The 19,852-nt window shown below is 63.8% G+C and carries 22 protein-coding genes; 13 read left to right on the top strand and 9 right to left on the bottom strand.

Features of this window, described 5'->3' with window-relative positions; translation table 11 throughout:
• Positions 1–49 precede the first annotated feature (49 nt).
• The 3 genes from BH93_RS24730 to BH93_RS24720 all read left to right on the top strand — a co-directional run bounded on the left by BH93_RS24730 (position 50) and on the right by BH93_RS24720 (position 2,682).
• Positions 50–1,030, top strand: a complete 981-nt coding sequence (locus tag BH93_RS24730) for an NmrA family NAD(P)-binding protein (protein ID WP_037173141.1) — start codon at positions 50–52, stop codon at positions 1,028–1,030.
• 9 nt (positions 1,031–1,039) lie between these two features.
• Positions 1,040–1,801: a lysophospholipid acyltransferase family protein gene (locus BH93_RS24725; protein ID WP_037173139.1), complete on the top strand. Its 762-nt coding sequence runs from the start codon at positions 1,040–1,042 to the stop codon at positions 1,799–1,801.
• A 668-nt stretch (positions 1,802–2,469) separates the two neighbouring features.
• The gene (locus BH93_RS24720) at positions 2,470–2,682 is read left to right on the top strand and encodes a hypothetical protein (RefSeq protein ID WP_037173136.1); all 213 of its coding nucleotides are present in this window, start codon (positions 2,470–2,472) and stop codon (positions 2,680–2,682) included.
• A gap of 10 nt (positions 2,683–2,692) precedes the next feature.
• Here the strand turns inward: BH93_RS24720 and BH93_RS24715 are convergent, their stop codons facing one another.
• Positions 2,693–3,361 carry a TetR/AcrR family transcriptional regulator gene (locus tag BH93_RS24715; RefSeq protein ID WP_037173134.1) on the bottom strand — a complete coding sequence of 223 codons (669 nt, stop codon included), beginning with the start codon at positions 3,359–3,361 and terminating at the stop codon, positions 2,693–2,695.
• A gap of 154 nt (positions 3,362–3,515) precedes the next feature.
• Here BH93_RS24715 and BH93_RS24710 point away from each other — a divergent pair, with 154 nt between their 5' ends.
• Genes BH93_RS24710 through BH93_RS24695 form a run of 4 tightly spaced genes read left to right on the top strand, consistent with a single transcriptional unit; the run spans position 3,516 to position 6,443 of the window.
• Complete coding sequence (locus BH93_RS24710; RefSeq protein ID WP_037173132.1) at positions 3,516–4,718, top strand: cytochrome P450; 1,203 nt, start codon at positions 3,516–3,518, stop codon at positions 4,716–4,718.
• Positions 4,715–4,912, top strand: a complete 198-nt coding sequence (locus tag BH93_RS24705) for a ferredoxin (RefSeq protein WP_032405340.1) — start codon at positions 4,715–4,717, stop codon at positions 4,910–4,912. The genes BH93_RS24710 and BH93_RS24705 overlap by 4 nt, the downstream gene beginning before the upstream one ends.
• Positions 4,909–6,051, top strand: a complete 1,143-nt coding sequence (locus BH93_RS24700) for an NAD(P)/FAD-dependent oxidoreductase (RefSeq protein ID WP_037173131.1) — start codon at positions 4,909–4,911, stop codon at positions 6,049–6,051. Before BH93_RS24705 ends, BH93_RS24700 begins: the two co-directional genes overlap by 4 nt.
• A gap of 11 nt (positions 6,052–6,062) precedes the next feature.
• Complete coding sequence (locus BH93_RS24695) at positions 6,063–6,443, top strand: hypothetical protein (protein ID WP_037173129.1); 381 nt, start codon at positions 6,063–6,065, stop codon at positions 6,441–6,443.
• 21 nt (positions 6,444–6,464) lie between these two features.
• Here BH93_RS24695 and BH93_RS24690 read toward each other — a convergent pair whose 3' ends face one another.
• Positions 6,465–7,769, bottom strand: coding sequence for a carboxylesterase family protein (locus BH93_RS24690; RefSeq protein WP_242459064.1), 1,305 nt, complete (start codon positions 7,767–7,769; stop codon positions 6,465–6,467).
• Between the two features lie 95 nt (positions 7,770–7,864).
• On the opposite strand from BH93_RS24690, the gene BH93_RS24685 reads away from it, so the two are divergent.
• From BH93_RS24685 to BH93_RS24670, 4 genes are all read left to right on the top strand, one after another.
• On the top strand, positions 7,865–8,416 hold the full coding sequence (locus BH93_RS24685) for a TetR/AcrR family transcriptional regulator (protein WP_037173128.1): 552 nt from the start codon (positions 7,865–7,867) through the stop codon (positions 8,414–8,416).
• A gap of 102 nt (positions 8,417–8,518) precedes the next feature.
• Complete coding sequence (locus tag BH93_RS24680) at positions 8,519–10,108, top strand: GMC oxidoreductase (RefSeq protein ID WP_037173126.1); 1,590 nt, start codon at positions 8,519–8,521, stop codon at positions 10,106–10,108.
• 21 nt (positions 10,109–10,129) lie between these two features.
• Entirely contained in the window at positions 10,130–11,422 is a 1,293-nt protein-coding gene (locus BH93_RS24675) for a lipase family protein (protein ID WP_242459063.1), read from the top strand.
• A 45-nt stretch (positions 11,423–11,467) separates the two neighbouring features.
• Positions 11,468–12,223 (top strand): EAL domain-containing protein, encoded by a 756-nt coding sequence (locus tag BH93_RS24670; protein ID WP_052065023.1) that lies wholly within the window; start codon positions 11,468–11,470, stop codon positions 12,221–12,223.
• A gap of 8 nt (positions 12,224–12,231) precedes the next feature.
• Here the strand turns inward: BH93_RS24670 and BH93_RS24665 are convergent, their stop codons facing one another.
• The 4 genes from BH93_RS24665 to BH93_RS24650 are packed head-to-tail and all read right to left on the bottom strand — an operon-like array spanning position 12,232 to position 15,958.
• Positions 12,232–12,843, bottom strand: coding sequence for a methyltransferase (locus BH93_RS24665; RefSeq protein ID WP_037173125.1), 612 nt, complete (start codon positions 12,841–12,843; stop codon positions 12,232–12,234).
• Positions 12,844–12,866: 23 nt separating this feature from the next.
• Positions 12,867–13,859, bottom strand: a complete 993-nt coding sequence (locus BH93_RS24660; protein WP_037173123.1) for a Bug family tripartite tricarboxylate transporter substrate binding protein — start codon at positions 13,857–13,859, stop codon at positions 12,867–12,869.
• Complete coding sequence (locus tag BH93_RS24655; RefSeq protein ID WP_037173122.1) at positions 13,856–15,379, bottom strand: tripartite tricarboxylate transporter permease; 1,524 nt, start codon at positions 15,377–15,379, stop codon at positions 13,856–13,858. Before BH93_RS24655 ends, BH93_RS24660 begins: the two co-directional genes overlap by 4 nt.
• A 3-nt stretch (positions 15,380–15,382) precedes the next feature.
• Positions 15,383–15,958 (bottom strand): tripartite tricarboxylate transporter TctB family protein, encoded by a 576-nt coding sequence (locus tag BH93_RS24650; RefSeq protein ID WP_032377631.1) that lies wholly within the window; start codon positions 15,956–15,958, stop codon positions 15,383–15,385.
• A gap of 142 nt (positions 15,959–16,100) precedes the next feature.
• Here BH93_RS24650 and BH93_RS24645 point away from each other — a divergent pair, with 142 nt between their 5' ends.
• Both BH93_RS24645 and BH93_RS24640 read left to right on the top strand, forming a co-directional pair.
• Entirely contained in the window at positions 16,101–16,940 is an 840-nt protein-coding gene (locus BH93_RS24645; RefSeq protein WP_080739000.1) for a MurR/RpiR family transcriptional regulator, read from the top strand.
• Positions 16,940–18,109 carry an MFS transporter gene (locus BH93_RS24640; protein ID WP_052065022.1) on the top strand — a complete coding sequence of 390 codons (1,170 nt, stop codon included), beginning with the start codon at positions 16,940–16,942 and terminating at the stop codon, positions 18,107–18,109. Before BH93_RS24645 ends, BH93_RS24640 begins: the two co-directional genes overlap by 1 nt.
• Position 18,110: 1 nt before the next feature.
• Here the strand turns inward: BH93_RS24640 and BH93_RS24635 are convergent, their stop codons facing one another.
• The 3 genes from BH93_RS24635 to BH93_RS24625 all read right to left on the bottom strand — a co-directional run bounded on the left by BH93_RS24635 (position 18,111) and on the right by BH93_RS24625 (position 19,814).
• Positions 18,111–18,545, bottom strand: a complete 435-nt coding sequence (locus BH93_RS24635) for a GNAT family N-acetyltransferase (protein ID WP_037173119.1) — start codon at positions 18,543–18,545, stop codon at positions 18,111–18,113.
• Between the two features lie 31 nt (positions 18,546–18,576).
• Positions 18,577–18,996, bottom strand: coding sequence for a DUF4234 domain-containing protein (locus tag BH93_RS24630; RefSeq protein WP_037173118.1), 420 nt, complete (start codon positions 18,994–18,996; stop codon positions 18,577–18,579).
• Positions 18,997–19,097: 101 nt separating this feature from the next.
• Entirely contained in the window at positions 19,098–19,814 is a 717-nt protein-coding gene (locus tag BH93_RS24625; protein ID WP_052065021.1) for a TetR family transcriptional regulator, read from the bottom strand.
• Positions 19,815–19,852: the final 38 nt, after the last annotated feature.

Raw genomic sequence — 19,852 nt, 5'->3', positions numbered from 1 at the left:
CAAGTCAATATGTGACTTGTTCTACTTCGGTCCCGAGGGAAGGTGCACGATGATTCTGGTCACCGGTGCCGGCGGCAGCGTCGGACACGCAGTAGTCCGCGATCTGCACGGACGCGGAGAAAAGGTCCGAGCGTTCGTCAAGGACGAGAAGCAGGCCAAGGGCGCACGTGCGGACGGAGCGACCGATGTGGTGATCGGTGACATTCGATCTGCGGCGGACGTACTCGCAGCGACCGTCGGTGTTCGACGCCTCTTCCACGTTCATCCGACGTCGCTCGTGCACGAGGTATCGATCGCCGAGGACATCGTCGCAGCATGTCGCGCGAACGGCGTCGAGCACATCGTGTATCACTCGGTGATTCATCCCGAGATCGCCGAGATGTTTCACCATCAGGAGAAAGGCCGCGTCGAAGAGGTGTTTCGTCGGTCGGGTATCGCCTACACGAACTTGCGGGCGTCGCACTTCATGCAGAACTACCTGGATTTCTGGGAGTTCATGCAAGGTGGAGTTCTGCCGTACCCGTCGTCGCCGAATTCGGTGATGGGGGTCGTCGACAGCGACGATGTCAGCGAGGTCGCGGCGAACATCCTGACCGCACCGGAGCGGCACGTCGGCCAGACGTACGACCTGTCGTCGCAGGAGCTCGACCGACACGAGATGGCACGGATCTGGTCCGACGTTCTCGGCCATCCCGTATCCGCGGTGAGGCTCCCACCGGCGTCTCTGCAGAACCCGTTGCGGGGAGCCGGTGCGCTGGTCACCGTTGTCGCCAAGTCGTTGCTGTCGACCAAGATCCATGCGCCGCAGCATGTGATTCGTGGACTTGCGCAGTCCTCGAATGCCAGAGGGATCCGCAACTGGTCGCAGGATTCGAGGGACTGCTACGAGCGCATGATGAACTACTACGACAAGAACGGCCTCCCTGCGGGAGATATGACGGAGTTGCCGAAGCTTCTCGGACGGCCTGCCACCACCTACCGTGAGTTCGCGGTCCGTGAAGCAGCACGCCGGGGCGTCCGACACCGCTAGAGTGCGCCCATGCACAAAGTACCTCGGGCGATTCGGGCCATGGGAATCAATGCGGTCCGTCTGTACAACCGCCTCGAAGTGTCGGTCGCACAACCGGTTCCCGACGAGCCCGTGTTGTTCGTGTGCAATCACGGGTTCGGCGGAGTGATCGATCTGAACGTGTTCGCGTTCTCGGCGGCCTACGACGATCTGAAGCTGTCCAGGGAAGTGGTCGCGTTGACGCACCAGATCGCGTGGACACTGCGTGCAGGAAAGTTGCTCGAGCCCTTCGGCGCGCGGCCGGCCGCTCGAGAGAATGCTCTTGACGCATTCGAGGAGGGGCACAATGTACTGGTCTTTCCGGGCGGTGACCTCGATGCGCTGAAGTCGTGGCGGCACCGAAACGAAATCGTCTTCGCCGGACGCAGTGGTTACGCGCGTCTCGCAATGGAAGCCGGGGTGCCGATAGTTCCGGTCGTGACCGCGGGCGCGGGTGAGTCACTCCTCGTCCTCAGCAGTGGACGTCGTATCGCCAAGGCGCTCCGATTGGACAAGACGGCATTTCGGGTCAAGACGCTACCGCTGTCGGTATCCATTCCCTGGGGCGTGAATGTGGGGGTGGTCGGGTTGCTTCCGTATCTACCGCTACCGACGAAGCTTCAGACGTCGGTGCTCGCCCCGATGCGTCCCGAACCCGACGAGTCCGCAGAGGACTTCGCTCACAGAGTTCACTCTGTGATGCAAGCGGAACTCGACGAACTGACGAAGGACCGCACGCCGGTGATCGGCTAGCCGTCATCCCGGTCCTTCCCATCCGCAGGCCTCACAGGAGGCATAGATGCGGCTGGTGACCGGTCCTCGGAGCGGAGAGGATACGACGTTTTCGCCCAACGTGATTCGTTGGCATAGTGGGCACACGCCTCGGTATTCGAGGTTGAAGCTGTAGGTGAGCACTGAGGACTCGATCCTGTACGTCGAATGCCGCTGCCGCACGTGCGCCGGACCAACAGCATGTGTCCTCGGCAGGAATGTTTGTCGAGGTTCGAGTCGCCGTTACCCCGCGCTGCGTACAGAGGGCCGGCCATCGACTGCCGCTTCGTTGCGATCGACCCTGTCGACGTGTTACCGACAGTAGACTCCGAGCCCCTCGCCCGTCGATAGCAACGTAGTTCTGGTCGACTATGTGCAGCGCAGCGTGGACCGCGTGGGAGGAAAGGCCGTAGGGTCGGTGTCACGCCGCTCGTTCAGCGCACACAATGGTTCAGCGAAACCGAACCGACCTGCGAATCGTAGGTCGAGAAGGTCGAGTCTCATGACCGACACACCTATCCACGACGAACTGCAGAACTTCATGAAGATGAGCACGCGCGGTAGTGATCGGAAGTTCGAACCCGTTGCTGTATCGGCTCCTGTCAAGGTGTCTGCCCACGCCCCAGCGCGACATAAGAAGGCTTGATGGCATGGCCACCGCACGAGAGAAGCAGGACGAGGCCCTTGCCGTCTACCGGCGAGCGAAAGATCGCGAGCAGGAACTCGCCGATGTGCGAGGACTGTCCGACGCCGATATGCCGTTGCTCGTCGACCTCGACGATGCCGAGATGCGCGGAGCGATCGAAGCGGACATATCGGCGCAGGAGGCGCTGAGCGTCGCGCTCAGGGCCGTGGACGACTGACTCTGGTCGTCTATGTGATCGGCTGGCCCGAGGGGTCGATCGCTGCGTGAACTCCGCCGCTGTACGACGTCGGAAGTTCTCGGCTGCAGAGGATTTCGGCTTCGTCTGCAGAGATTCCGAGTGCCCGTAGAACGCGCTGTGTCGTGCCGTCCACGGTCGCTGCTTCGTCGCGTTCGGGTTGGGCGAGCAGCAGTCGACCCATCGACAGCAGAGAACCGGCCACGATGGCGAGTGCGACATCCGCGTCGTCCACATCGAATCGTCCTTGTGCGGCGGCTGATTCGATATCACGACGCGAACGCGGGGCAAGGCCCCCGGCCGCGGCGAATGCCGCGGCCTCGGAGTTGAGCAGGACACGACTCAGTTCCGGTTCGAGGCGGAACAGCCGTCCGGACAATCGAAAGGACTGGGTGAACTTTTCGACTGCGTCGTCCAGGTCGACGGTGAGCGAGTCGAGGTAGTCGCCTGCGGATTCGAGGGCGGAGTCGATGGCCGCTTGCCACAGCTCTTCCTTGCTCTCGAAGTAGTTGTAGAACGATCCGTTGCTGACGTCGGCTGCCTGCGTGATCTCGAGGACCGGTGCGTTGGTGTTTCCGCTGGCGAGAAGCCCTTGAGCTGCGCGGACCAGCGCGGCTCTGGTGCGTGCCTTGCGGCGCTCGACGCGGTTGCCTTCGGTCACGGTGTGCTCCTGCTCTGGAATGTCGTGAGGGCAGCCTATCGCGAGAAATATTGACGAATTCGTCAAAAATGCTTGACGCGGTGACGTGTGATGAGTGACGATATCGTCAATGTCTGGCGGACGTCGCCGGATCCGTGGCCCCATCGAGGACTTGATGACAACCGACGTGTCGATTCCCCAGTACCGCAGGAACATCTACTCCACCGACGCCATTCTCGATCCGTACCCGCACTACGCCAGGTTGCGAGAACTCGGTCCGGTGGTGTGGCTTCCGGGTCAGCAGGTGTTCGCCGTCTCGCGTTTTGCCGACTGTAAGAAGGTCCTGCTCGACGACGAGACCTTCATCTCCGGGGACGGGGTAGGACTCAATCCGGTTGCCAACAGGCTCGGACGTGGCACGACGCTCAACAGCGACGGCGACGAGCACGCGACCAAGCGTGCGGTTCTCGCGCACCGCTTGACGCCGAAGGCCGTGCGAAAGATGACGGCCGCAGTGGAGGAGAAGGCGGAGAGCATCGTCGATGCGGCCCTGAGCAAGACGTTCGTCGACGGTGTCGACGATCTCGCCACGGCGTTGCCGATGTCCGTCGTGCCCGACCTCGTGGGGTGGCCCGAAGACGGTCGCGAGGAGCTTCTCCGCTGGGCTGGAGCAACATTCGACTCGCTCGGGCCCGTCAATCGTCACTCCGTCACGGCCGTGAAGGCCGCCACCGAGATGCTCGCGTTCTCCAAGAAGGTGGTGCGGCAGAGGTCGGTGCTCCCCGGGAGTATGGGCGACGACGTGCTGAAAGCCGCCGACGAGAACAGGATCGGCAAGTCCGCATGTCCGGCATTGATGATCGACTACCTCGGCCCATCGCTCGATACGACGATCGGAGCGATCTCCGGCGCACTCGCTCTGTTCGCTCGCCACCCCGAGCAGTGGCTGGCCATCCGACAGGACCCGGACCTGATCCCCAACGCCGTCAACGAGGTCGTCCGATACGAGTCCCCCATCCGAGCGTTCTCACGCCGGGCCGTGCGCGACGTCGAGATCGATGGATCGCGAATCCCGAAAGGTGCACGCGTGCTGGTCATCTACGCGTCGGCAAACCGGGACCAACGCGAGTGGGACAACCCCGATGCATTCGACGTCACCCGTGACGCCGCTCGGCAACTCGGATTCGGATCCGGAGTGCACGGGTGTGCAGGTCAGGGTCTCGCGCGCCTCGAAGCGCAGACCATGCTCCGGGTACTGGCGCGCAGGGTCGAAAGATTCGTCCCCTCGGGAACACCGAAAAGGGCCGTCAACAACGTCATTCACCGATACGAACGCCTGCCGCTGAAATTGGTGGCTGCAGAAGGGACACCGCAATGAGAATCGACGTCGACTGGGATCGGTGTGAAGGTCATGGAATCTGTGCCGATCAAGCGCCGAAGGTCTTCAGCCTCGATGACGAGGGCGAGCTTCATTATGCCTTCGACGACAACGACATTCCGGACGACCTTGCTTCCGGGGCACGTTCTGCGATCGGCGTCTGTCCGGTAGCGGCCCTCCGAGAGAGCAAGTGAACACCGCTGAACGTCGGATCGTCATCGTCGGCGACTCCATCGCAGGCTGCACCGCGGCCCGTGAGCTCCGCGCGCGGGGTCACGATAGCGCGCTCACCATGATCGGTGCGGACCCCGACGGCTACTACGCCAGACCGCCGTTGTCGAAGCACGTCCTCAAAGGTGATGTGGCCGAGGCCGAGACGTGGGATCTGTCCGATCTCGTTATCACCTCGATCGGCGATCGCGCTGTATCGGTCGACACCGATCGCCGCATCGTGACAACGGCCCTTGGCACCGACGTTCCCTATGACGCCCTCATCGTGGCGACAGGGGCGTCCGCCCGACGTATCGCCGGTCCGGATCAACCGGGCGAGAACGTGTTGCGGACCTTCGCCGACGTCCGGGCGCTGCGAACGAAACTGGACACGGCTCGAACAGCAGTCGTCGTCGGGGCAGGCTTCCTCGGCTTGGAAGTTGCGAGTGCATGCATTGCTCGCGATATCGAGGTGACCGTCGTCGATGTCGATCCCCCGTTGCATCGGCTGCTGGGGCCCTATCTGTCCGACGTGATCACTGCCCGCGCCGAGGCGGCGTCGGTTCGGTTTGTCCGTGCCGACAGCCCGGTCTCGTTGATGGGCAGCCCCGTCCGCGGGATCGAGTGCGCGGGTCGCACCCTCGAGGCGGATGTGGTGGTCACCTGCGCAGGCGATGTGCCCGAGACCGGTTGGCTGACTGGCGCCGGTATCGCTGATGCTCGGGGTGTCGCTGTCGACGGACTCTGCGCCACAGCACTTCCCGACGTGTTCGCGGCGGGCGACGTCGCCTACTCCCGAACTGGGTCCGGTCGGTCCCCGTTCTGGTCCAACGCCGTCGCGCAGGGCAAAGTGGCGGCAGCGTCCGCGCTCGGCCTCGACCCGACGTGTGCACCCAGCGACGACTACTTCTGGACCGAGATCCTCGGGCTGTCCATCAAAGTTGTGGGCCCCCTTCCGCTCGACGGAGAACCGACCGTTCTCGAAGGGTCCGTGGACGAGGGATCGGCCCTTCTGCAATGGAGTCATGACGACGGCCGTACCACCATCGTGGCCCTCGGCATCAAGAAACCCGTCGGCCTGCTCCGGCGGCTGGCTCGCGAGAACACTCACTCCACTACCTGAGGAACGTATTCATGGCTACTGGCTCCGCATTCGTACGACGCCTTCCCGAGATCGTCGGGTTGGGCCGCGCCGCAATCGGCGTCGCTCACATGATCGCCCCCACGCGGGCCAACGAACTCCTCGCCGGTCCCGACGCCGCAGTGGCGACCACGCGAGCTGCCGCACGCACCTTCGGGATTCGAGAGATCTATATCGGTGGCGGGCTGTACGCAGCCACGAAGTACGCACCGAAGTTGGTGCGCCCCCTGCTGCGTGCCGGGGTGGCCGTCGACGTATGGGACACCGGTGCTTTCGCCTTGACCGCATACCTTCCGCGCCGCACCCGAGTGGCCGGTTGCGCCATCGCCGGAGGTTTCGTTGTTGCCGGTGTGCTTGCCGACACGCAGCTCTGACGATCGGAGAGGGTGGGCCGGTCAGAACACCATCGAGCGCCCGGGCAGTCCGGTCACTCCTTCTCTGGCGAACGCGGCCCATGTCTGCCGCACCTTGGCGGCCAACGCCTCCGGGGGAGTATTGCCGGCCAACATCGGCGCGTCCCACCACGCGTCACCGAACAGCAACGGCAAATCGATGCTGTGGCACGCTCCCAACGGTGCGCCCTTCGGTGCCCAGTCGATTCGGTACGACGCGACCTGACCACCGGCTCGGTGCCACATCTTCACCATGCCGTCGACGCCGAACAAGAGGTTGGTGACGAGACGGACGACCGGAGCGGTCAGTACCGAACTGACGATACCGAACCTGTTCAGCCACAACATGTTCGATACGACGTCCACGAACGGTGAAGCATCGTCTCTGGTGTGACCGATCAGAAGTTCGACGCCAGGGGCAGTTCTGCGTAGGGCGGCCTCGGGGTCGGCGGACAGGGGCTCGAGGTGAGCAACCGGCCCGAACGGCATTCCGCCTGCAGCACCGAACCTGCGCACGGCCTTCGTCACGGCACGCTCTGCATCGAGGACATCCGTCGCGGGAGCGGTGGCCGGGTCGGTACGAAAGTGTGCTGCGAAAGCCTTTCGGGCCGTGTCGTACAGAGCCGGACGGCCCGAACGCAACCCGAGAGGCGCGCTCTGCACGATTGCCCTCGAGAACAACCCTGCGGCCGACTCGCACGCCATCAGCGCGAGGATGGCATCGCCGCCCGCAGACTGCCCGAACAACGTCACGTTGTGCGGGTCACCGCCGAATCGAGCGATGTTGGTCGACACCCAGCGCAGTGCTGCGATCTGATCCTGCACACCGATGTTGCTGTCCCCTGAGCCTTTCGGGGTCAGGTAACCGAATCCACCGAGCCGGAAGGTGACACTGACCACCACGACACCCTCCCGAACGAGGTGGTCGGCGTCGTATCTCTCGGCTTCCCCGCCGCCGGAGACGTAGCCGCCGCCGTGCAGCCACACCATCACCGGAAGTCCCTCCGCCTCAGAGGGAGCGGTCACCGACAACACGAGGCAGTCCTCGCTCTGTTCGAGCCCGTCGACCATCGGGCCCGTGACATTGTCGAGCCGGGAGGGCATTTGGATGCACACCGGGCCGCGTCGGGTGGCGTCGCGCGTCGCCCCCGGGGTGTCGACCGGTTCGGGTCTACGAAATCGCGTGGCGGTGGCATAGGGGATTCCCCGTGCGTGGATCAGCCCGTCGGCTTCGACTGCTTCGAGGTCTCCGCTGGTGGTGCCGGTGATGGTGCGCAGCGTCGCCCCGGGTGTCGTCTTCTCGCTCACGTGTGAACCCCCATTCGATGAACAGGTGCGAGCTTATCGTCTCCACCCCGTCGTCGGATGAGGCCGCAACGCTCGAATTCCGTCATAATCGGACCGTGCGGTCCAAGCAGAAGATTCTCGATGCCACCCTCGGGTTGATCGCCGAGAGCGGCTTCGAGGGTGTCACGATCGCGGCTGCGGCGCGTGCTGCGGGTGTCACGCGGCAGACGGTGTATTCGATCTTCACCACCCGTGAGGACATGGTCTCCGAGGCGATGGTGGGACTGATCGTCGACGTGCTGGGCGGTATCAGGGACAAGGCCGATCAGGCCGAGACTCCGACGGAATTCATCGTCGAGACCGTGGTCGCTGCGCGCAATCTCATTCGGCGCGAACCTGTTCTGAACTCGTTGTTGCGCTCGGGCAACGCGAACCCACTGTTCGACGCGGACATGATGGATCGCGCGCGGCCGGTGGTTCGCCAGTTTCTCGACGGGTACATCGCACGCAATCCGGGCTTCGATTCCACGCAGTTCCACGGCATCGACGGCGTCATCGTGCGGGTGGGGCTGTCGGTAATTCTGTTCGACGACCCGTCCATTCACGACGACGACGGTTTGCGGCGCTACCTCGAACGGTGGTTGATTCCCGTCCTGCCCTTTGCTTAGCATCGAAAACTTGACACCCGAGCCTCACTCTGTCTAGTTTGGCACCGCACGTACATGTGACCCGAGTCTCGATGCGTGCACGTCAGCGAGCGTGGGGGGAACGTGTCGAATCTGAACCGTCGGTCATTTCTGGGCGCTACTGCGGTAGCCGGTCTGGCTGTAGTGGCGGGGACCGGCGTAGCCCATGCGGGCACCCGCGCCAGGACTCGGATTCCGCTCACCCGCGAGGACCATCGCGTAATCGTCATCGGATCGGGGTTCGGGGGCGGTGTCGCCGCGTTGCGCCTGGCCGAGGCCGGTGTTCCCGTTCTGGTCCTCGAGCGCGGAAGGCGTTGGCCCACAGGGGCGAATGCCGATACCTTCCCCAACGCGACCGCGCCGGACAAGCGGATGCTGTGGTATGGCTCGAGCCCCAATCTATTCGGTAGGCCGGTTCCGTTCGATCCGTACGTCGGTTTGCTCGAGGCAGTCCCCGGCGAGAACATGACCGCGCTGTGCGCTGCCGGAGTGGGCGGCGGGTCCCTGATCTACCAGGGAATGACGTTGCAGCCCTCGCAGGCCGTGTTCGAGACTCACTTTCCGGTCGACCTCGACTGGGCCACGTTGAACACGGTCCACTACCCCCGCGTCGCTCGGATGCTGCAGCTCGAACAGGCTCCCGACGAGTTGATCGACACGCCCAATTATCAAGCAGCCCGGGTGTTCGCGGCCAATGCGCGGCGAGCGGGCCTGCCGGTATCGAAGATCCCGATGCCGATCGACTGGAACTTCGCCCTCGACGAGACGCGCGGAGTGATGAAGCCGTCGTACACCGACGGCTCCGGTGCGTTCGGAGTCAACAACGGCGGCAAACATTCTGTCGACGTCACCTACATCGCAGCCGCTGAGGCGACGGGTCTGGCTACCGTGGCGACGCAACACAACGTCACGCACATCGAGCGTGCTGCCGATGGTCGCTGGGCCGTCCATGTCGACCGAATCGATTCCGACGGAACGGTGTTGGAGAACAAGATCCTCACCACCGGCGCGTTGATCATGGCCGCCGGCAGCTTGAACACCACCAAGCTACTGGTCCGTGCCGGGGCCACCGGAGCCGTTCCCGATCTACCGGACCGACTCGGGCAGGGCTGGGGAACCAACGCAGATCGCATCTACGTGTGGTCGAGCATCGAGCAGCAGTTCGGTACGCCGCAGGGTGGTCCGGTGGTGTTCGGCAGCTTGAACTGGGACGACCCGCGCACCGCTCACACGGTCATTCAGGCATCCATTCCGCCGTTGGGTGTCGATGCCCACAGCACGATGCTCGTCGGCTACGGAGTCAGTGACGGTCGCGGACACTTCGCCTACGATTCCGCACGCGACCGAGCTCAGTTGTACTGGCCGGCCAACGGCGACAGCGCCATTCAGGACGGCTCCATCGATCCGACGGTACGTCGCATCGCCGGTTCGGGCAGCATCCTCACCGATACCAACGCGTTGTTCCCGTCCACCTGGCATGCGTTGGGCGGGGCGAACATGGGTCCGGTGTGCGATCTCGACGGACGTGTCCACGGCCAGCGGGGTCTGTATGTCCTCGACGGGGCGCTCATGCCCGGCACCACAGCAGCGTGCAATCCATCCATGACCATCGCCGCTCTGGCCGAACGTGCGCTGGACAACATCGTCGCCCGCGACCTCGGCACAATTATCTGACCCCTCGGTAGAAAGAATCCAATGCATCTGTATCGCCACATGATCGGCGCAGTCGCAACTGCTGTGCTTGCGTCCTCGGTAACCGTACTCGGGGCCTCTGCGGCGCAGGCCGATGTCGTCGACGATTTCTACGTCCCCCCTGCCCAGCTCGCCGACAGCCCCGGATCCGTCGTTCGGACGCAACCGATGTCGTTGTTCGCTGCACTGCCGGGTACGGACGGCTCGTATCCGGCCCAGGCGCAACGGGTGCTGTACACCTCTCGAACACAGGACGATGCGCCGGTGGCGGTGTCGGGCACATTCATCGAGACCGAGGTGCCGTGGCGAGGTGCGGGCCCACGACCGACCATCGTCGTCGCACCGGGAACCGTGGGGCAGGGCGATCAGTGCGCCCCGTCGAGAGCGTTCCCTACCTCGATCAATGCTGTGACGCAACCACTGTCGATCTCGTTCAACCAGGAGTTGCTGTCGTCGACGCTGTGGGGATCGATGGGGGCGAACGTGTTCGTCACCGATTACATCGGGCTGGGAACGCCCGGGCTGCACACCTACGTGAACAGAGCGGAGGAGGCGCACGCAGTCCTCGACGGTGCTCGCGCGGCAACAGAATTGACCGGCGACGCGAATGCACCGATCGGCATCTGGGGCTACTCGCAGGGCGGGGGAGCTGCCGCCGCCGCTGCAGAACTCGCCGGTGAGTACGCGCCTGAGCTGAACGTGAAGGGAACGTGGGCCGGGGCTCCGACGGCTGATCTGCTCGAGGTGTTGAAGACGGTCGACGGGACGCTGATCGGTGGTGTGATCGGGTACGCCCTCAACGGCTTCGTCGAGCGAGATTCGAGTCTGCTGCCACTCATCGACGAGCGACTCACCGATCACGGCAAAGCGGTGCTCGACGACCTGTCCACGCAGTGCATCGGCGACACGATTCTGAAATACCCTTTCCTGAAGACAGAATCGCTGACCGTCGACGGTAGATCGATGCTAGAGAACCTGGGCACCATTCCTGAGGCCGGTCGAATCCTGGACGAGCAACGTATCGGCCGCAGTACTCCGAACGCACCGGTGATGATCACCAGCGGAGTCAACGACGACACGGTTCCGTACGGTCAGGCCCGACAGTTGGCCCAGGATTGGTGTGGGCGAGGTGCCGCGGTCGAGTTCCGCACGAATACTTTGCCGCCGATTCTGCAGGGTGCTGTGTTGCCGAACCACTTCGGACCGCAGTTGATCGACGGTTACGGCGGAGAGGCTGCCACGTTCTTGATGGACCGGTTCGCTGACATTCCCGTATCCGCATGCACTCTGAACTGATCGCGGTTGTGGCTCAGCGGCGTTCGGTGATTCCCGTGTGGACCCGTGTCGTCGACTAGAGGCACCTCGACACCGCTGCACTCGACGCTGTTGCGTGCGCGGCGGCGGGTCGAAGCCGTGATCGCAAGCGGTGGCCCGAACGTCGTGTTCCAACCGATCGTCCGCGCGAGTGACGGATCCGTCGAGGGATACGAGGCCCTGTCCCGCTTCCCAGCCACCGGTGGTGATCCCGCAGCATGGTTCACCGATGCCGCGCACTGCGGTCTGGGACCCGAGCTCGACCGATCGGCGGCTGTCCGGGCCTTGGACGAGTCCGCTCGTCTACCCTGCGAGTCCTTCGTTGCCGTGAATCTCAGCGCTGCAACGCTACTGGTCGATGCGCCGCTGATCGAACTGCTGCTCGACGCCGGTCGGCGACGACCTCTGGTCGTCGAGATAACGGAGCATGCCGCGCTCGACGACGAGGATGCGGTGGTCGCTGTGCTGGGCGAACTTCGACGTGGTGGGGTGGCCGTGGCGGTCGACGATGTGGGATCGGCGTACGCGGGTATGCGTCACCTCGTTCTGCTGGAACCGGAGATCGTCAAACTCGATGCCTTCGTCGTCCACGAGATGAGGGCGAACCGGGCGAAGCTGGCATTGGCCGAACTCGTGCTCGAGTTCGCGCGCAAGACCGACGCGCGATGCGTGTTCGAGGGTGTCGAGACCGACGACGATCTCGAGACCGCGATTTCGGTCGGGGCCGATCTGCTGCAGGGCTACCGAATCGGTCGCCCTGCAGCGGTGGATCTGCTCGTCTGAGGCGGTGTTCAGTGGCTGCGGGCGGAGAAGCTCTCTCGTTTCGACGCCTCACGTGCCACTACTTCCTCGGCAGCGACGATGACGACCTCCACATCGGAGCTCTTCACGACGACCACGCCGTCGGCGTCGGCGACGATGACATCACCGGGAGATACGACGACGCCTCCGAGCGCCACCGGCTCGTTGAGCCGTCCCGGACCATTCTTGTACGGTCCTGCCGGTGTGACACTGCGGGCGAACACGGGCAGGCCCAACTCGGCCAATGCGTCGGCGTCGCGTACGGCACCGTCGATGACAAAGCCCGCAATGCCCAGTGATTTGGCGCGGATCCCGATGAGATCGCCGATGAGGGCGCGGGTGTCGTCGCCCGAGCCGTTGACGACGATGACGTCACCGGGGCGGGCGTCGTCGAGAGCCTTGTGGATGTAGAGGTTGTCGCCTGATCGGGTCCACACGGTGTAGGCCCGGCCGGTGACTGCCGCTCCGGCCCAAATGGGTCGGAGGCCGGCGATGATGCCGAAACGATCCTGGGCATCGCCTACGTTGGCCGCGGGCACTCGAGAGAAGCGTTCGATCATGTCGTCGGATACGGCAGTGGCGGAATAGGTTTCGGTGCTCATGAGATCAATGCCTTTCGGGTGACTTATTGCTGGTCGGCGAGCAGTTCGGCGATGATCGGCTCGATCTCGGTTTCACGCTGTTCCCAGAGGGTTTCGACGTCGGCACCGGAGACCCAATCTGGTTGTGTCGCTGCGCCGGTGAGCTTCTCGGCCACACTCGGGTCGGCCAGCGCGGTCTCGAGGGCGTTCTGCAGCGTGGTCATCGTCGCGTCCGGGGTGCCTGCGGGGGCGCTGATGGCGAAGTTGTTGGTCATGAACGGGGCGTCGTATCCCTCGCTCGCCAGCGTCGGGACGTCGGGGATGAGCTTGTTTCGCTCCTCGGTGAGTACCGAGAGGATGTTCACCTCACCCGAGGCGAACTGGCCGTAGAAGCTGGACACTCCACCGAGGGCGAAGTCTGTTTCGCCGGAGACCAGTGCCGAGATCTTGTCGGCACCGCTGTTGTAGTGAACGATGTTGAAGTCCAGGCCCAGAGTGTCTTCGAGGGTGCGCAGGTTGACGTGGTCGTCGCCCGCACGGGAATCGGTGCCTACCGTGATGGTGCCCGGGTTGGCCTTCACTGCATCGAACAGTTCGCCGATGTTCGCGTAGGGGCTGGACTTGTTGACCCCGATCACGATGTCGTTGGTCGCGAACGACCCGATGGGCGAGAAGCTTTCACGATCGAAGCCGGCCTTCTTGCTCGGGTCCAGGTATCGCCCGAGGATCGACGGGATGTTGGTGAAGCCGATGGTCTCGCCGTCCGGCTTGGCGTTGGCCAGGTAGTTCAGTCCGACGACCTGGCTGCCGCCTTCTTTGTTGACCACTTTGACCGGGACTCCCAGTTCGGCTTCCATGGCCGGTGCCATGATGCGGGCCAGGATGTCGTTGCCTGCGCCTGCGGCGGACGGGACGACCCATTCGACAGTGGCACCGCTGCGTGGGAACGGTGCTCCCGAATCGGTTGTGCCCCCACTGCATCCGGCAATGAGTGCGGCGGTAGAGATGGCCGCGACGAGGATGGGCAGTTTTCTCATGAGACGGGCTCCTTGATGGGGTGGTTCGCGGTGGCGCGGCGGGAGAGGATGCGAGCCAGGACGGGGCGCAGCATTCCGAACAGAACGGCTGCGATGAAGACGAGCAGGAGAACCTTGTTGATGGGGCCTTCGACGAAGACTCCGTAATCACCGCGGGACAGTGACAGTGAGCGTTGAAAGTTCTCTTCCAGCAGTGGTCCGAGGATCAGCGCGAGGACGAGGGGTGTGAGCGGAATCTTGGTGAGGTGGAACAGGTATCCGATGACGCCTGCGCCGAGCATGATGAAGATGTCGAAGACGCTGCCGTTGATGCTGTAGACGCCCAGGAACATGAAGGCCAGGATCATCGCCATCAGGTAGTGGAACGGGATCTTCAGTACAGCAATCCACAGGCGAACCAGTGGCACGTTGAGAATCAGCAGGATGATGTTGCCGACGAGGAAGCTGGCGATGATGGTCCAGGCGACCTCGGGGTTGTCGCGGAACAACAGTGGGCCGGGGATCAGACCGTTGATGGTGAAGGCGCTTGCCATGATGGCCACCGTGGCGGAGGTAGGGATACCGAGGGTGAACAGCGGAATCATCGACGACAGCGCGAGTGCGTTGTTGGCCGATTCCGGTCCGGCGACACCTTCGACGGCACCCTTGCCGAATTGCCCAGGACGCTTGGTGAGCTTCTTCTCCATCGCGTAGGACGCCAATGAGGTTGCGGCACCCGGAGATCCGGGGAGCAGGCCCATGAAGAAGCCGATGACCGATCCGCGCATCGTTGGGCCTGCAGACCTGGTGATGTCGGTCTTGGTGGGTAGCAGCTTGCCGACTGCGAGTGGTCGTCGGCCGGCACCTCCCGCCGAGCGGGCCTGGATGAGGATCTCGGTGAGGCCGAAGCAGCCCATCACGACGGCTACGAGTGCGACGCCGTCGAACAGTTCCGGCATGCCGAACGTGAATCGCTGGACGCCTTGGCCGGGATCGATGCCCACCGACGCGATTGCCAGACCGAGACCGACGCTGATCAGTGCCTTCGCGGGGTTGTTGCCCGAGAAGCTTGTGATCAGGGCCATGCCGAGCAATGCGACGAGAAACAGTTCCGGAGCACCGAATTCGAGTGCGAATCGGCTGAACGGGGCGACGACCACGAATCCGATGACGCCGACCAGTCCGCCGACGAACGACGCGAGTGCGGCGACGACAAGAGCGGGTCCGCCGCGTCCACTCTTGGCCATCTCGTAGCCGTCGAGCGTGGTGGCGATGGACGACGCCTCACCCGGAATACGCAGCAGCACAGCGGTGACGGTGCCGCCGAATGCTGCGCCGTACAGGATGGCGGCGAGCATGATCAGCGCTGTGGTGGCGTCGAGTCCGAAGGTGATCGGGATCAGTAGTGATACCGCGGCGGCGGGGCCGAACCCGGGGAGGACACCGACGAGCATGCCGAGCACGCAGCCGAGGAGTGCGAACAGCAGATGCGTCGGAGTCAGGACGTTGACGAAGCCTGCCATCAGATCGGGAAATCCCATGACTCACAACCCCCAATCAGCGAGGAACGGAATGGAGGAAGCCGGCAGGGCCGTGCCGAGCCAGACGTCGAACACCAGCCGGGTGGCCAAGGTGGTGGCCACTGCGACGCCGACGGCGACCACCGGGGTGCGCTTGCCGACGAACGTCAACACGACTGCGAGCATCAGCGCCATGGACAGCGTGTAGCCGAGTGTGGGGAGTACCAGTGCGGCTCCGGCGATCGCGGCAACGACCACTCCGATTCTGATCCAACCGGCGCGATCGGGCAGTTCGGCCTCGTCGGCGTCCTCCTCGTTGTCACTTGAGAGGAACGCGACGGCCGCGGAGGTAGCGGGCTCGAGTTCGGGATCCGGTTCGGGCGCGCTCGTCCGCGGTGCTCGAACGAGCTGAATTGCCCACATCGCACCGCCGAGGATCATGCCGAGGCCGCCCACCAAAGGCAGGAAGCCCGCCCCGACGCCGGGGTCGGCTGTGACGCCGTACCCGGTTGCCATGGTGACCGTCGCCAGGCCGACGACGAGGGTCGCGCCGAGCACGATCCATTCGATCGTGTGTTGTGTGCCGAGCAGTACCTTCACGGCCTGCCGCCTTTCTGACATGTGTTCGGATGCGGCCTGAGAAGGTCGGCCGGATTGCTGTGCTGTGGATCACTTGCAATCTTGCACAGGTTTACAGGATTGTGGTTGAGTGTGTCAACAGACACAGTGGAAAGTGGAGGGTATGAGCTTCCGAACAGTGGTGGCGAGCAGCGGAAAGTCGCTGAGCGCGTCCGAAAAACGGGTCATTGCGGTGCTTCTCGGCGAGCCCGAGCCGTCGAGTCTGCGCGCTGCTCCCGTTGCGGCCCGCGCGCAAACTCACGAGTCGACCGTCGTGCGGTTGGCGCAGAAGCTCGGATACAGCGGCTTCCCGGACTTGCGCGCAGATCTCGAACGCGACAACCCCGAACCCGTGACCGCATCGGCTCTGATGCGCAGCGATACCGGTCACGAACTGGCTGTCTTCGCGCGCGACGAGGCCCGTGCACTGGAGCGGTTGTCGAGCTTCATCCCGCAGGAGCAGCTGGTGGACGTGGCGACCTCCATTCATCGGGCGCGGGTGGTCTACCTGTTCTCCAAGGCCGACGAACGCCCGGCCCTGGATATGCTGGCCCGTCGTCTCCGCCGACTCGGTCTTGTCGTCGTCGAGCTCGGTCTCGGGGGAAAGGACCTCGCCGAGCGGTTCGTCAGCTTCACCGAGGACTCCATCCTTATTGCATTTGCGCTGCGCGAGGCACCGTCTCAGCTGCCTGCTCTGGTCCGTGAAGCAGAACGACGCGGCGGCACGTCGATTCTGATCAGCGATGCGCCGGGTTATCACTTCAGGCCCGCGCCGACGCATCTCCTCGTCGCGCAACGCGGAGACGATTCCGAGTACAACACTCTCATCATTCCCATCGCCATTGCGTACGCACTGCAGTTGGCAATCTTCCACCTCGATCCCGATCGGTACGGGGCGGTGCGCGACGACATCAACGACGTATCGAGGTTGGTCGGAGGAACCGACGAAATTCCCTTGCGCTGATGGCTTCTCGTGATTCCATTGCTCTGACCGTTCAGGCGACGACTGCGCAGGCCGGGTGGGTCGGGGTGCGGTTGATGATCGGTTATCGGGCGATCGCCGAGGGTGCCGACACTCGAACGCTGGCCGTGATCGCTGCACTGTTCGCCGCGCCCGCGGTATTGGCGGCCCTGCCGATCGGGCGCGTCGCCGACAGGTTCGGCGGGCCGGTGGTGATCGTATCGGGAATCGTTCTGTGCTCCATCGCAACCGGTGTACTCGTTGCATTTTCGGCAATGTGGGCGTTGCTCGTGTGTACGGCCGCGTTCGGTCTGGGCAATCTGCTCATCATGATCGGGCAGCAGGCGTTCGTCGCACACGTCCACGTCGACGGCAAGAACGAAAGTGCCTTCGGCGCATTGACTGCCGCCGCGTCGATGGGGCAGTTGGTCGGGCCGCTCGCGGTGACGGCCGTCGCGTCGAGATTCGGCGGCGCGAGCGTCGAGAGTCCGAACACGACGGCAGGCATCCTCACCGCCGGTGCGTTCACCGCGGTAGCGCTCCCGACCGCACTGTTCTTGATGCTCGGCCGCAACCACATTCGCGCGCAGAAACCTGCCGAGGGCGAAGCGTCGGGGTTGAAGTTGCTGAAGCTGCCGGGCATGTGGCAGTCGTTGACGGTCAGCGGTGCCGTGCTGGTGACGGTCGATCTGCTCTATGCCTTCGTACCGGCGTGGGCCGTCGAGCGTGGGGTATCGGTGACGACTGTGGGGTGGCTGTTGGCGTTGCGTGCCGGGGTGTCGGTGGTCAGCCGAGTGGGGCTCGGCAGACTCGACGAGAAGTTCGGGCGTACTGTGCTGCTCAACGTTTCGCTGGCGGCGGGCGCGATTGCTCTCGCAGTGCTGCCGTTCGTGCAGGCAGTCGGAGCCATCGGAGTCATGATTGCACTCGGCATCGCGTTGGGTATTCCGCAGCCACTGACCATGTCGTGGGTGGTGTCGATCGTGCCGAAATCCACGCAGGGGGAGGCGTTGGGATTGCGGATGTCGGCCAACAGATCTGCCCAGATTCTCATCCCACTGACGGTCGGTGCCATCGCCGGGCCCTTCGGGGTGACGGGCATTCTGCTCGGTAATGCACTGGTGCTCGGGGGATCCATCGTTGCAGCCTCGCACCCGCGGAGTCGGCCGTGACTCAACCGGCGCGGGTCAGCATCTTCACGTGCGGGATCCCGGCTTCCAGGTAGTCCTCTCCCTCTCGAGCGAATCCGAATCGCCCGTACCACTTTTCGAGGTGCGCTTGTGCGGAGATCTCGACCACCCCGGGGTATGCCTTCAGTGCCGCCTCGACGAGTTCGCCGGCATAGCCGCGTCCACGACCTTCGACCGCGGTTGCGACGCGGCCGATGTGGATCGTGTCCTCGACGAGGACGCGGAGGGTAGCCAATACCTCTCCGTGTTCGTCCTGTATCCAGAACAACTCCGTTGTCGCCAGTAGGTCTGCGCCGTCGAGTTCGACCTCATCGACGATTTTCTGCTCGTGCACGAACACTGCAACGCGAAGCGCCATGATGCGGTACAGCGTGCTCGGCTCTACGCCGGCAAGTGGAGCATGGTGAAGGGAAGGCATGGGTCCGTTTCGTCAGAGTCGATATCGATCGTCACACCGCAAGCGGCACAGCGGTTCCCGGTGCAGCGTCGTTGTATCGCGCCGTGATCTTGTTCAGTTCCAGCTGGTAGTAGAGGCTCTGCAAGCCGAACACGAAGGTGAGTAGCAGGCCGACGATCGAGCTGCACGTCGGCTGGAGGCCGGCCGCGCGTTGGGCGTCGGCGATGCGGTTTCCGGTGTTGTAGTAGCTGATCAGCGGCGCGATGATCGTCCAGCCGAGCAGCAGTAGAACCAGCAGCGGCCCGGCGACGGGGGCATTGACTTTGCGACGGTCGAAGTCGGCCATCTCGCGGTGAATGAGGTAGTACCACACGAAGTGGTAGATGCCGAGAGTGATGAGCGGCAACAGGATCCAGACGACAACGGGATTGCGCCGCTTCATCGCGCTTCCTTGGGTAATCGGACCGGTCATGATGCTCCCCAACCTTGTCGAACGGCCTGCTCGTGGACCGGACAATTCTCGCACGTCGAGCGGTATTGTGGGCTCCACGCGGCATCGGCTCGCACCGAATGTCAGCGCGGTGGGACCAACAAGTGAACTCTCTCGACCAGGCTCAACGCAGTGTCAGCATCCGCGCCCTCGAATACTGCTCTGTGTATCCCTCTCATCGCACCGGTGATCAGGTGGGCGGCAGCGACGATGTCTGTGTCGCGGTCGATTTGACCGGCCTCTGCGGCGGCACTCAGTAGCTGGGCGATCGCGTCGACGAAACTGTCGTGCCAGCGTTCTGCCGAGCCCTCGGATCTCGGTACTCCGAGATTGCGGAACAGCACATGGGTACGCGGGGTGTCGTAGATGCTCGCGGCCGCGATGCGAAGAAATGTCTGTAATTGCTCGAGTGGGGTGTCCGGCCACGTGGTCGCAACCGACCTGTCGTGAATACGGTCTATCAGCACGCTAGCGGCGTCGTCGACTGCGGCTTGGAAGAGCTCTCGTTTGGTGGGGAAGTGGTGATATGCGGTTCTCAGTGCGAGACCGCAGCGAGCAGCGACGGTTTCGATCGTGATGTCTGCGTAGTCGTCGTGACGCAGCAGTTCCTGGGTGGCCTCGACCAGTCTGGCCGGTGCGGGCCCTGGATCGTCTGTGGGCGACGACCCGGCCCAGCGATAGAGCGTAGTGGTGTGGATGCCCAGCGACGTCGCTACGGCCGCTGGGGTTTCGGCACCACCGAAGGCGCGCGCCACCGCTGCCTGCCGATCGGCGAGTGTGAATCTGGAGACCCTGGCCATGTTCGTGACACTACATTTCGGTGGGAGAGTCGGGAAAG

Source organism: Rhodococcoides fascians A25f (genome assembly GCF_000760935.2).
Classification (GTDB): domain Bacteria; phylum Actinomycetota; class Actinomycetes; order Mycobacteriales; family Mycobacteriaceae; genus Rhodococcoides.
This window is presented reverse-complemented; position numbering and strand designations above follow the sequence as displayed.